Here is a 12,516-nt window from a genome sequence, read left to right as displayed (position 1 = left end):
AGGTCCGGGGGCTCCAGGTGGTCGGGCAGGTCGGTCATCTCCTCCGTTGCGCCGGCGCGGCGGACCAGGCCGGACAGGTCACCGGCACCGCGCGGGCCGCGGAGGACGAGCGGGCCGGTAACGGCGCGGCAGGCGGCCCCGCGACGGTCTCCACGGTGGCGGAGTTGCCGGGACACGGACCCGGGGACCCGGTCTACGAGATGGCCAGGGCCTCGCTCGACAGGAACAGCCTGATGAACCGGGCGCTGGGCAACCCGCCGATCCACCGGCTGCCCGGCGGCGCCAACAATCCGGTCGTCCTGCGGGCCGGCTGGCCCGCGATGGGCGCCGTCACCAGCGCCCGGGGACTGGCCGGGTTCTACCGCGACCTGGTGGCCGGGCGGATCGTGGGCCCGGAGACCCTGCGCGACGCGACGCGCAGGAGGGTGCACGGCCCGGACAGGGTGATGTTCATCGACAGTTCCTTCGGGCTGGGCTACATGCGTCCGGCGATGACCTTCCTCACCCCCGCCGGCGGCGCGGAGACCGCTTTCGGCCACACCGGTCTCGGCGGCTCGCTGGGCCTCGGCGACGCCGCGCACGGCCTGGGCATGGCGTACACGATGAACAGGATGGCGGGCGCCGTCTCCGGCAGCCTCCGCGCCTACCGCCTGGCCGAGGCCGTCTACGAGTCGCTCCCCCAGGGGCGTCCCACGCGCTGACCCCCGCGGGGACGCCTCCAGGGGGAAGGACACCGGGAGGGAGCGGGTCGACACGTCGCGACGTCCCCGCCGGCCGGCGGCACCGGTTCCCGGGTGCCGTCGCCGGTCCCTCGCCCGAGGTGTCAATGCATCGTGACGCCGCCGCTGACCGACAGGGTCTGGCCCGTGACGTAGGCGGCCCTGTCGGTGCAGAGGTAGGCGACCATCCCGGCGACGTCCTCGGGGGCGCCGAGGCGGCGCAGCGGAATGCCCCTGGCGATCCTGTCGACCAGTCCCGGCTTCTCCGCGTCCACGCGGCGGAGCATCGGGGTGTCGGTGGGCCCCGGGCAGACCACGTTGGAGGTGACGTTTCCCCGGGCGGCCTCCCTCGCCAGCGTCTTGGCCAGGCCGAACAGTCCCGCCTTGGTCGCGGCGTACGCGCCCTCGCCGCCGGAGCCGGCCCGCGCCCCGTCCGAGGAGACGAAGACCAGGCGGCCCCAGCCGCGCTCGATCATCCCGGGCAGCAGGAGGCGGGTGAGCAGCATCGGGGCGCGCAGGTTGACCCGCCACATCAGCTCCCAGCCTTCGGGGTCGCCGGTGACGAACGGCTCGACGATCGACACCCCGGCGTTGTTGACCAGGATGTCCACCGGCCCGGCCCGCCCGCAGAAGTCCTCGATGGACGCCGGGTCCGCCAGGTCGACCCGCAGGGCCGTGGCCGGGGCCCTCGGCCCCCTCGGCACCCCGGCCCCGGGCCCCAGGCCGATCGACTCGCTGTTCAGCTCGTCGGCGATCGCCGCGGCACCGGACTCGTCCACGTCGGCCACGACGACCCCGGCCCCGAGCGCGGCGAGGTCGCGGCAGACCGCGGCGCCGATCGCCCCGGCTCCCCCGGTCACCACCGCCGTGCGCCCGTCCAGCCTCAGGCCGTCGATCACTTCCAGGCCTCCACGACGTCGGCGGCCCGCACCCGCGCGGCGAGCAGGCTCACGGTGTGCCTCAGCACCGCCTGCGCGTAGTCGTCGGGGACTCCCGCCACGGCGTCGGTCACCACCGCCACCCGGTAGCCGAGGTTGACCGCCTCCAGGGCGAGCCCTGGGATGCCGAGGTTGAGGGAGAGCCCCACGGCGACGACCGTCGAGACGCCGAGCGAGCGCAGGGTCATGTCCAGCGACGTCCCGGTGAAGGGCGAGAACCCGTGGTGGCGGCGCGACTCCAGGTCGCCGGGGTCGCGCAGGCCGGGCAGCACCTCGACCGCGCCGCTGCCCTCCAGCATGTGCGCGGGGTCCTTGAGCAGGGCCGCGATGAAGGGGCTGTTCGCGGTGTGCGACCCGGCGCGGTCGGCGCGGAAGGCCGCGGTGCAGTGGATCACCGGCACCCCGGCCGCGCGGGCCGCGGCCAGGACCGCGGCGGCGTTGGCCACCACGTCGCGCCGGGCGCACACCTCCACCAGGTCCGGGAACTTCGCGAGGTCTCCGGCGACGCCGCGCTGCATCTCCATCACCAGCACCGCGCTGCGGTCCGGCGCGGCGAGCGCGCCCAGATCGACGGCCATGCGACCTCCACTAACCCGAGCGCTTGCTTGGTTAACCATCGGAGCCTAACACGCGATCGGATCGACCATCGAGCACGATTTCGATTGTTACCCTTCGCAAAAGTTGACCAACCGTGACAACCAACCCCATGGGTGAGACCGTCGAACAAGTCGACGGCACTCGGAAGGGGGCTGGATGGTTCCGGGATACCGCGAGATTCGGGAACTCGGCGTCGGCGGGGGCGGGCGCGTGGTGCTGGCCACGTACGCCGCCACCGGTGCCTACGTGGCTATCAAATACCTCAACGCCACACTCAAGGACGACTACCGCTTCCTGGCGCGCTTCCGTGCGGAGGCGCGCGTCATGGTGGAGCTGCAGGACCCGAACGTGGTCCAGCTGTACGAGTACTACGAGGACGTGCTCGAAGCCGCGATCGTGATGGAGCTGGTCGACGGGGTCGCGCTCAGGCGGATCCTGAGCGAGCACGGCAGCACCAGCCCGGAGGCGGCGCTGACCGTGCTCAAGGGCTCGCTGCTCGGCCTGGCCTTCGCGCACGCGGCCGGGGTCGTGCACCGCGACTACAAGCCGGAGAACGTGCTGATCCAGGCCGACGGCGGCAGCAAGCTGGCGGACTTCGGCATCGCCGCCCACGTCGGGGAGACCGGCATCACCGCCGGTACCCCCGCCTACATGGCTCCCGAGCAGTGGGAGGGAGCGGCGGCGAGTGCCGCGACCGACGTCTACGCGGCCACCTGCGTCTTCTTCGAGTGCCTCACCGGGCGCAGGCCGTACCTGGCGGATCACCGCGCGGCGCTGATGCACGGGCACCTGACCGCGCCGATCCCGATGGCGGAGGTGCCCGGCTCGGTCCGCGCCCTGGTCATGCGGGGCATGGCCAAGGACCCGAATGACCGGCCGCAGGACGCGCGGGTGTTCCTGGAGGAGCTGGAGGCCGCGGCGCTGTCGGCGTACGGGCCGGAGTGGGAGCAGCGCGGACGGCGGCACCTGGCCGAGCTCGCCACGCTGCTGGCACTGGCGTTCCCGCTGGCCAAGTCCGCGCCGAGGGCGAGTTCCTCGGTGGCCCAGACCGTGCTCGGCCGGATGGGGCGGGTGCGCCGTCCCCGGCTGGGCCCCAGGACGCTGGCCGGGCTCGGGGTGGTCACCGTCGCGATGACCGCCGGTGTGATCGCGGCCAACCGGCCGCATGACCGGCTCTCCGCCGACACGATCTTCACCCCGCCCGGCTCAGCGATCATCCAGGAGACACCGGCGGGACGGAGCCGGGTGCCGGAGCCGCCGGAGCCGTCCGTCGGGCCGAGCCCCTCGCGAAGCGCCGCCGTCGGGCGGCCCGTGCCCCCCGCGGAGAGCACGGCCCCCGTCCCCGTCACGTTCCCCTCTCCGGTGCCGAGCCGGACCGTGGACCCCACCCCCTCCACCTCCCGGCCGAAGCCCACACCGACACCCACACCCACACCCACACCCACACCCACACCCACACCGAAGGCCACACCGACACCCGCGCCGACCGTGACGGTGATGCCGCCGGAGCCCACGCACACGGTCAGCGGTCTGCGGATCGTGGGAATCGACGCGAACGGCACCACGGTCGCCTTCCGCGCCTCCACTGCGGCGGACGTCGTGGTGACCGTCACGTTCGCCGAGGGACCGGAGCGCGACCGGCTCGTCCAGGCGCCCCCGCGCACCTCCGTCCTCGACGGGTCCGCGGCCTACTCGCACACCGTCCCGCACGCCTTCACGGTTCCGGCCTGCGGGCAGACCCTCTACCGCCGGGTCACGGTCTCCACCTCGCCCCGCTCCTCGGGCGGGACCGCCGTCCGCACCCAGGAGGTCCACGGCGAACCGTGCCCGCCGCCCTCGGTCTCCATCACCGCCTTCGACGGCACCACCGTCGGCTTCCTGGTCAGGACCTCGGGCACCGCGCCGGTGACCGTGCGGCTCGGGTTCGCCCAGCGGCTCGACGGCGCGGTGACCAGCGGCACCCGGGAGCTGGAGCTGTCCGGCGCCACCGAGTACGCGCGGGAGGTGAAGGGGGAGTTCGCCGAGCTGCCCCGGTGCGGGGAGCGTGTCACCCGGCTGGTGACGATCAGTACGGTCCCCGCGGGCGACATGCCCTCCCGGACCGTCCGGATCGATCTGCCCTCCTGCACTCCCACCTCCGGCCCGACCCCGGACCCGGCCTCGGAGAGACCGCAGGACTCCGAGCGGCCCACCGTGGACGAGCCCGGCCCCGAGCGAACCGGCGTGGACGGCATCTTGTGAGGCAACCAAGCGTGCGCTAGCTTGGCGATCGATGACCGGATCGATGACCGGCGACACGCTCGCCTACTGGGACGCCTGCCGTCGCGGCGAGCTGGTCGTCCAACGCTGCACCGCCTGCGCCCGGCGGGTGCACCTGCCCGCCCCCGAGTGCCCCGGCTGCGGCGGCACCGACCTCCCCTACGAACCCGTCTCCGGCGACGGCACGGTGCACACCTTCACGGTCGTGCACCGCTCGTTCGTGCCCGAGTTCCGGGGGCGGGAGCCGTACGTGCTGGCCTGGATCGACCTTCCCGAAGGGGTGCGGGCGTTCGGGCAGGTCGTGGAGTGCCCGCCGGACCTGGTGCGGATCGGCATGCCGGTGCGCGTGACCTTCGTCGACGACCTGCCCCAGTGGAGGCCCGCGTGAGCAAGCTCGGCAACGTCCTGATCCCCGTGGACGACCTGGAGACGGCGATCGCCTTCTACTCGGGGACGCTCGGGCTGGCGGTCAGGTTCCGCGACGGCGACCGGTTCGCCGCCCTGGACGGCGGGGGCGCCACGGTCGCGCTGGTCGCGGCCGAGGAGCGGGTGGCGGGCGAGGTCACCGCGCCCTCGTACAAGGTGGACGACGTCGCGCGGGCCGCCAGGGAGCTGGCGGGGGCCGGGGCCGAGCTCGTACGGGAGCCGGAGACCGGGCCGCACGAGATCAGAGCCGTACTGCGCGACCCGTCAGGAAACGTCTTCGTCCTCTACTCCTCGCACTGACACCCCTCACCCCCCGCACCGATCCACCCCTCGCTCCGAACGGAGGCCAGAGATGGCGCGCCCGACCCCGGCAGGCACCCCGTACGGCAACTACGCCCACGCCATCCTCACCGCCAACGCCATGCGCACCCCCGACAGGGTCGCGCTGACCTACTGCGGTGAGCAGAGCTTCACCTACGCGGAACTCGACCGGCTCGTCAACAGGCGCGCCCACGCGCTGGCGGAGGCCGGCCTCGCCCCCGGGCAGCGGGTGGCCGCGCTGCTCAACGAGACCCTGCACGTGGCCGAGGTCTACCTGGCCGCGGCGAAACTCGGCGCCGTCACCGCGGCGCTCAACCCGTACTGGTCCGTCGACACCCTGGCCGCGGTCGTCGCGCACTCCGGCGCCACCGCGTTCGTGTACGACTCCACGGTGGAGGCCGTCGTCGCGGAGATCCGCCCCCGGCTGCCGGAGATCACCCGCTGGATCAGGGTCGGCGGCCCCGGCGAGGACGCCGTGGACCTGGACGCGCTCACCGCGGGCGCCGCCGAGGACGAGATTGCCCTCGGCGGCTTCTGGGACGATCCGCTGGCGCTCTACTACACCTCCGGGACGACGGGCCTGCCCAAGGCGGTGGTCCACACGCACGCCTCGTCGCTGGCCATCGCGCAGATCTGGCTCGACGTGCCGCGCACCGAGGACTCGGTGCTCGGCACCGGGGCGATCATCTGGGGCATCGGCTTCCCCGCCCTCGTCGGACCGGCGCTCTACGCGGGCATGCGGCTGGTGCTCGAGCAGGACTGGGGACCGGCGAACTTCCTGAGGGTGGTCCCCCGGGAGAAGGTCACCCACGTCTCGCAGATCCCCTCCTTCTACGCGGCGCTGCTGGGCTCCGACGACCACGCGGGCACCGATCTGTCGTCCCTGCGGGTCATCATGCTGGGCGGCGAGCCGCTCCCCGCGGCGCTGCTGGCCAGGATGAAGGAGCGGCTGCCCGACGCCGGCGTCTACTGCTACTACGGCCAGACGGAGGCCCCCTACACCTGCTTCGGCCGGGTCGACGACGGCAGCACGCCGCTCGGCTCCTCGGGCAGGGCGCGGACCGGCAACGCCGTGCGGATCACCGGCCCCTCGGGCGCCCGGCCGGCCGGCGAGATCGGTGAGATCAACCTCGCCGGGCCGCACCGGATGACCGGGTACGACGGCCTGCCGGAGAAGACCACCGAGGTGCTGCGCGACCAGTGGTACGTCGGCGGCGACCTGGGCGTCCTGTCGGAGGACGGAAACCTCACGGTGCTCGGCCGCCGCGAGGAGTCCGTGTTCAAGGGCGGCATCTGGTCCCAGCCCTCGGTGATCGAGGAGGCCGCGGTGGCGCTGGACGGCGTGGCGGAGGCCGGTGCGGTCGGCGTGCCCGCCCAGACCGAGGGGCAGGAGGCGGTCGAGCAACGGATCCTGCTCGCGGTGGTGGCCAGGACGGGACACCCGGCCGACCCGGCCAAGATCGCCCTCGCCCTGGCCGAGACGCTGCCCGCGCACCAGCGCCCCGACCACGTCGTCGTCGCCACCGAACTCCCGCACTTCCAGGACGCCTCCGGCGGACCCGGCAAGCTGCTGAGGCGGGAGATCCGGGAGAGGTACCGGAACCGGATGGACGAGGCGTGACCGCATCCACCGGCGGGCCGCCCGAGATGGCCGGCGTATCCGCGGTATCCACGGCGTCCGGAGCATCTCAGGAGCCCGCCCCCGCACGGTTCGCGGAGCACGAGGTCAAGGCCCTGCTGCGGGAGTGGGGGGTGGCGGTGCCCCGAGGCGCCACGGCCGCCTCCCCCGCCGAGGTCACCGCGGCGGCCCGGGGACTGACGCCTCCCCTGGTGCTCAAGGCCCACGGCCCCGGCCTGGTGCACAAGTCGGACGCGGGGGCGGTACGGCTGGGGCTGTCCGGGCCGGCCGAGGCGGCGTCCGCCGCCGCCGAGATGCTGGCCGGACTCGTCTCGCGGGGCATCACGCCCGACGGGTTCCTGGTGGAGGAGCAGGCCGCACCGGGGGTCGAGCTGATCGTCGGCGTGGTGCGCGACCCGGGTTTCGGACCCGTCCTGCTCGCCGGGCTCGGTGGCGTGTGGACCGAGGTCATGCGCGACACCGCGCTCTGTCTCTGTCCCGCCTCCGAGGCCGACGCCCGGCGGATGCTCGCCTCACTGCGTGGCGCGCCACTGCTGCACGGCCACCGCGGCCGGCCCGCCGTGGACTCGGAGGCCCTGGTCGGGCTGCTGCTCGCGATCGGCGGGGCCGGCGGAGTGTGGGAACGGCTGGATCTCGGCGAGTTCGAACTCAACCCGGTGATCGCCACCGAGGAGGGCGTGGTCGCGGTGGACGCGCGCTACCTTCCCGGCCCGGCGGAGCCCGCCGGACCGGGGCCGGAAACCCCGGGACAGCACGGGGCCGGGCAGGACTTCACCGCGCTGTTCGAGCCCAGGGCGGTGGCCGTGGTGGGCGCGTCCGCGAGCAGACCGAACTTCGGGAACATGTTCCTGGAGTTCTACAAGGCCACCGGCGTGCCGCTGGTCGCGGTGCACCCGGAGGCGGACGAGATCAACGGTGTGCCCACGGTGCCGACCCTCGCGGAGGCGGACGCCGACTACGCGCTGGTCGCCGTACCGGCCGACCGCTGCGCGGAGGTCGTGCGCCATGCGAAGGGCCTCTCGTTCGTCCAGGTGATGAGCGGCGGGTTCGGCGAGGCGGGGGCCGCCGGGCTGGAGGCCGAGCTGGTCAGGGCGGCACGGGAGGCGGGGGCCCGGCTGCTCGGGCCGAACTGCATGGGCGTCTACAGCCCGCGCGGCGGGCAGACCTTCATCGGCGGCGAGCCGGGGCCTCCGGGTCAGGTGGCGCTGATCTCGCAGAGCGGCGGCCTGGCCGGAGAGGTGGTCAGGGTGGGCGAGCGGCGCGGGCTGGCGTTCAGCCGGGTGGCCACGGTCGGCAACTCCGCCGACGTGACCCCCGCCGAGTTGCTCGGCTGGCTAGGCGGTGACGAGCACACCTCGGTCGTCGGCATGTATCTGGAGGACCCCCGGGACGGCCGTGCCCTCTTCGAGGCCCTGATGTCCGTGCGCGGACGGCTCCCGGTCGTCCTGCTGGTCGGCGGCCGGAGCGGCCAGGGGCGCAGGGCGGCCGCCTCGCACACCGGCGGCATGGTCGGCGACGGCCGCGTCTGGCAGGCCCTGGCCGACCAGACCGGCGCCGTCCTGGTCGGCAGCCAGGACGACCTGATCGGCGCCCTGTCCTTCTTCCAGTCCCACGCCCCCAGGATCGCTCCCCCCGCCGGGTCCGTCGCGGACACCGCGCGGGAGCCGTGGACGGGCCGCGGCGCCTCCGTGCTGGTGATCGGCCCGAGCGGCGGAGCGAGCGTGCTGGCGGCGGACGTCCTCGACGCGGCGGGGCTGGTGCTGGCGGCGCTGCCCGACGAGACGCGGGACGTGCTGAAGGCCCTGGGCGCGGGGGCCGCCGGCACCTCTCCGGCCAATCCGCTGGAGGTCCCGGTGGGCCCGCGAGGCCGCCCTGAGCTGGTCAGGGAGGTCATCGGGGCGATCGTGGCGCGCCGGCCGTACCCCGACGTCGTGGCGCACGTGAACGTGCAGAGCTTCTTCACCTTCGGAACCTCCGCCGACCCCCTCTACGCGTACGCGCACAACCTCGCCCGGGCGCAGCGGGACCTGCCGGGAACCAGGATCACCCTGGTCACCAGGAACGGCGAGTGCGCGCCGCCCGGAGTCGAGGACGAGGTCCGCGCGATCGCCGCCGGTGCGGGAATCCCCGTCTACCGCTCGATGGAGGCGGCCGCCGTGGCCGTCGCCGCCGCCGCACGTTTCATCCGAGGAGCTTGACATGGGTCTTCTGGACGGCAAGGTCGCGCTGGTCACCGGTGGGGCCAGGGGCATGGGCGAGTCCCATGTACGCCTGTTCCTGCAGGAGGGGGCGCGGGTCGTCTTCGGCGACGTGCTCGACGAGGAGGGCAAGGCGCTCGCGGAGGAGACCGGGGCGCTCTTCGTCCACCAGGACGTGACCAGGCCCGAGGACTGGGAGCGCGCGGTCGGCGCCGCCGTCGATACCTACGGCAAGCTCGACGTCCTGGTCAACAACGCCGGAATCCTGAAATTTCGTCGAATCGAGGACATGGCGCTGGAGGAGTTCGAGCGTGTCCTCGACGTCAACCTCAAGGGCACCTGGCTCGGCGTCAAGTCCGTCATCGAGCCCATGAGGGCCGCGGGCCGGGGCTCGATCGTGAACATCTCCTCGGTCGAGGGTTTCATCGGCGCCGAGGGCATGTCCGCCTACTCCGCCTCCAAGTTCGGCGTACGCGGGGTGACCAAGGCCGCGGCCCGCGAGCTCGCCCAGTTCAAGATCCGGGTGAACTCCGTGCACCCCGGCGCGATCAACACCTCCATGGTGCTGGATCCGGAGATCATCGCCAAGGTGGACGCGGAGGCGTTCATGAAGTCCATGGTCATCAAGCGTTTCGCCAAGCCTGTCGAGGTATCCCATGTGGTGGCCTTCCTCTCCTCCGACCGGGCGAGCTACTGCACCGGTAGCGAGTTCACGGTGGACGGCGGCCTGCTGACCGGCGCGGGCTACTGATCCACCGGCGCCCATCCGGTCACGGTCACGGCGCGTACGGGGGCGAACCCCCCTGCGCATAGTGTGGATGGTGCCGGTCGGACCCGAACATGTGACGGTTCGCCTGCCGAGGCCGGCGTGAGGCGCTGATGAACGCTGATGGATGAGGTGGCACCGGCCACCCCGAAACGGTGGCAGACAGCGGGGCTGCCACCCGAGGTGACCAGTTTCGTAGGACGTCGGCATGAGGTGGCCGAGGTCAGGCGTCTGCTGTCCAGAGCCCGCGTGGTGACCCTCACCGGCCCCGGTGGTGTCGGCAAGACCCGGCTGGCCCTGCGCGTCGCGGCCGACGTCCAGCGGGCCTTTCCCGACGGGGTGTGGCTGGTCGAGCTCGCCGGGCTGAAGGACCCCGAACTGCTCGGCGCGTCGGTGAGCGAGGCCCTGGCGATCAGGGACACCTCGCACCGCCCCCCGGTGGAGGTGGTCGTCGAGCACCTCAGGGAGAAGCATGCGCTGCTGATCCTCGACAACTGCGAGCACCTCCTGCGGGACTGCGCCGTGCTGGTGGAGATCCTGGTGCGCTCGGCCCCCGGCCTGCGGATCCTCACCACCAGCCGGCAGGCGCTGGGCATCGCCGCCGAGCAGACGCTGGCCGTGCCGACGCTGCCGCTGCCGCCGCCGGCACCCGACTCCGACCGTCCGAGACTGCCCGCCGAGCCCGCCACGCAGTCCGAGGCGGTACGGCTGTTCGCCGACCGGGCCTGTGCCGTCCTACCGGATTTCACGGTCACCGAGGCCAACCGGGCCGCCGTGGAGCAGATCTGCCGCAGGCTGGACGGCATCCCGCTCGCGATCGAGCTGGCGGCCGCACGGTTGCGCGCGCTCTCTCCCGAGGACCTGCTGGCCAGGCTGGACGACCGGTTCCGGCTGCTCACCGGAGGTTCGCCCACGACGCTGCCCCGCCAGCAGACGCTGCGCGCGCTGATCGACTGGAGCTACGCCCTCTGCACGGAGAAGGAGCAGCTGCTGTGGGCGCGCGTCTCGGTGTTCGCCGACGGCCTGGACCTCGAGGCGGCCGAGGCGGTCTGCTCGGGGGACGGCATCGATCGCGAGGAGGTGATCGACCTGGTGATCGGGCTGGTGGGCAAGTCCGTCCTGATCAAGGAGGATTCCCCCGCCACCTCCTCGGTGACCCGCTACCGGCTGCTGGAGACGATCCGGCAGTACGGCAGGGAACGGCTCATGGGCCTGGGGCAGGAGGCCGCGCTCCGGCGGCTGCACCGCGACCACTACCGGCGGCTGTCCGCGGAGGCGTACGCGCAGCGGTTCGGCCCGTTCCAGGTGGCCTGGTTCGGCAGGTTGAATCTCGAACACGCCAACCTGCGCACCGCGCTGGAGTACTGCTTCACCGACCCCGAGGAGACCTCCGCCGCCCTGGGCATGGCCGCCGACCTGCTCTACCACTGGATCACGAGCCACTATCTCAGCGAGGGACGCCACTGGCTGGACCGGAGCCTGCCGGCCGTCACCGGGCCCGACGAGATCCGGGGCCGCGCGCTGTGGTCCAACAGCTGGCTGGCCATCATCCAGGCCGACGTCACCGCCGCCGCGGCGATGCTGGAGGAGGCCCGGGTGCTGGGGGACCGGCCGGGGCACGAGCCGATCCTGGGCTACGTAGCGCTCTACTCGGGAATGATCGCCATGTCCCGGGGAGACCTCGGAGCCGCGATCGAGCTCTACGAGGAGGCGGCGGCGCGTCACCGCGCCGAGGACGACCCGGCGGGCCTGGCCCTGACGCTCATCCGGCTCTGCCTCGCCCACTCCTTCCTGGGCGACTGGACGAGTTCCGTCTCCGCGGGCGAGGAGTGCCTCACGCTCTGCGAAGCCCACGGGGAGGGCTGGCACCGGGCTTACGCGATGATGGCGCTCGGCATCGGTGTCTGGTCCCGGGGCGACGCCCGGCGCGCGACCGAGCTGGAGAGGGAGAGCCTGAGGTTCAACCGTTCGCTCGACGACCTGCTGGGCATCGGCGTCAACCTGGAGGTGCTGGCCTGGATCGCCGCCGCGGCGGGAGACCACCGGCGGGCGGCCGTACTACTGGGGATCCTGGAGACGATCTGGCAGGCGATCGGAGCGCCGATGTCCGGGTTCGGACATCTCATGCACTACCACGACGAGTGCGAGGCCCGTACGCGTGAGGCCCTCGGGAAAGCGGCCTTCGACGCCACCGTCAGGCGGGGCGCGAAGCTGCCCTGCGACGAGGCGCTGGCCTTCGCCCTCGACGAGGGCGCCCGCTCCGGCAGGCATCCCGACAGGGCCGAGCCGTCGCCGTCCCCACTGACCCGCAGGGAGACCGAGATCGCCCAGCTCGTCGCCCAGGGGCTGAGCAACAAGGAGATCGCGGCCTCGCTGACGATCGCCCAGCGCACCGCGGAGGGTCACATCGAGCACATCATGACCAAACTGGGCTTCCACTCCCGGGCCCAGATCGCCGTCTGGATCGGCGAGCGCAACCGGGACACGGACGGGAGTCACCCATCCGGCACCTGACGGGAGGAGGGGACGCCGGAGCCGACGAGTGCGGCGATCTCGTCGGCGCTCGCCCGCGAACCGGTCCCCGGGTACCGAACCGGATCCAGGCGGGTTCCTGTCGCAGTAGTCGGCCATCACCGCAGGTGACGTCGACGCC

General features: G+C 73.0%; 10 protein-coding genes. 8 read left to right on the top strand and 2 right to left on the bottom strand.

Annotated features, from left to right (window positions below; genetic code table 11):
• The coding region (locus ABZ260_RS34165; RefSeq protein WP_355625993.1) for a serine hydrolase domain-containing protein at positions 1–701 on the top strand (701 nt) is incomplete at its 5' end.
• A gap of 122 nt (positions 702–823) precedes the next feature.
• Here the strand turns inward: ABZ260_RS34165 and ABZ260_RS34160 are convergent.
• On the bottom strand, positions 824–1,615 hold the full coding sequence (locus ABZ260_RS34160) for an SDR family NAD(P)-dependent oxidoreductase (protein ID WP_355625995.1): 792 nt from the start codon (positions 1,613–1,615) through the stop codon (positions 824–826).
• Entirely contained in the window at positions 1,615–2,235 is a 621-nt protein-coding gene (locus ABZ260_RS34155) for an isochorismatase family protein (RefSeq protein WP_355625991.1), read from the bottom strand. The genes ABZ260_RS34160 and ABZ260_RS34155 overlap by 1 nt, the downstream gene beginning before the upstream one ends.
• Before the next feature lie 175 nt (positions 2,236–2,410).
• Here ABZ260_RS34155 and ABZ260_RS34150 point away from each other — a divergent pair, with 175 nt between their 5' ends.
• The 7 genes from ABZ260_RS34150 to ABZ260_RS34120 all read left to right on the top strand — a co-directional run bounded on the left by ABZ260_RS34150 (position 2,411) and on the right by ABZ260_RS34120 (position 12,377).
• A complete protein-coding gene (locus ABZ260_RS34150) occupies positions 2,411–4,495 on the top strand; it encodes a serine/threonine-protein kinase (protein ID WP_355625989.1) in 2,085 nt (694 codons plus the stop codon).
• A gap of 31 nt (positions 4,496–4,526) precedes the next feature.
• On the top strand, positions 4,527–4,901 hold the full coding sequence (locus ABZ260_RS34145) for a Zn-ribbon domain-containing OB-fold protein (protein ID WP_350912825.1): 375 nt from the start codon (positions 4,527–4,529) through the stop codon (positions 4,899–4,901).
• Positions 4,898–5,239: a VOC family protein gene (locus ABZ260_RS34140; protein WP_350912823.1), complete on the top strand. Its 342-nt coding sequence runs from the start codon at positions 4,898–4,900 to the stop codon at positions 5,237–5,239. Before ABZ260_RS34145 ends, ABZ260_RS34140 begins: the two co-directional genes overlap by 4 nt.
• 52 nt (positions 5,240–5,291) lie before the next feature.
• A complete protein-coding gene (locus ABZ260_RS34135) occupies positions 5,292–6,881 on the top strand; it encodes a class I adenylate-forming enzyme family protein (RefSeq protein ID WP_355625987.1) in 1,590 nt (529 codons plus the stop codon).
• On the top strand, positions 6,878–9,097 hold the full coding sequence (locus tag ABZ260_RS34130) for an acetate--CoA ligase family protein (RefSeq protein ID WP_355625985.1): 2,220 nt from the start codon (positions 6,878–6,880) through the stop codon (positions 9,095–9,097). The genes ABZ260_RS34135 and ABZ260_RS34130 overlap by 4 nt, the downstream gene beginning before the upstream one ends.
• 1 nt (position 9,098) lies before the next feature.
• Positions 9,099–9,848, top strand: coding sequence for a glucose 1-dehydrogenase (locus tag ABZ260_RS34125; protein WP_343966456.1), 750 nt, complete (start codon positions 9,099–9,101; stop codon positions 9,846–9,848).
• Between the two features lie 138 nt (positions 9,849–9,986).
• Positions 9,987–12,377: a LuxR C-terminal-related transcriptional regulator gene (locus tag ABZ260_RS34120; RefSeq protein ID WP_355625983.1), complete on the top strand. Its 2,391-nt coding sequence runs from the start codon at positions 9,987–9,989 to the stop codon at positions 12,375–12,377.
• Positions 12,378–12,516: the final 139 nt, after the last annotated feature.

It is taken from the genome of Streptosporangium sp. NPDC006013 (assembly GCF_040614275.1).
Lineage (GTDB): Bacteria > Actinomycetota > Actinomycetes > Streptosporangiales > Streptosporangiaceae > Streptosporangium.
The sequence above is the reverse complement of the archived record's forward strand: the minus strand, read 5'-3'. Positions and strand labels throughout refer to the sequence as shown.

Excerpts from the sequence above, each read along its gene's own strand:
- ABZ260_RS34155 (WP_355625991.1), bottom strand. The coding sequence starts at position 2,235 with ATGGCCGTCGATCTGGGCGCGCTCGCCGCGCCGGACCGCAGCGCGGTG.
- ABZ260_RS34150 (WP_355625989.1), top strand. The coding sequence starts at position 2,411 with ATGGTTCCGGGATACCGCGAGATTCGGGAACTCGGCGTCGGCGGGGGC.
- ABZ260_RS34145 (WP_350912825.1), top strand. The coding sequence starts at position 4,527 with ATGACCGGATCGATGACCGGCGACACGCTCGCCTACTGGGACGCCTGC.
- ABZ260_RS34135 (WP_355625987.1), top strand. The coding sequence starts at position 5,292 with ATGGCGCGCCCGACCCCGGCAGGCACCCCGTACGGCAACTACGCCCAC.
- ABZ260_RS34125 (WP_343966456.1), top strand. The coding sequence starts at position 9,099 with ATGGGTCTTCTGGACGGCAAGGTCGCGCTGGTCACCGGTGGGGCCAGG.
- ABZ260_RS34120 (WP_355625983.1), top strand. The coding sequence starts at position 9,987 with ATGGATGAGGTGGCACCGGCCACCCCGAAACGGTGGCAGACAGCGGGG.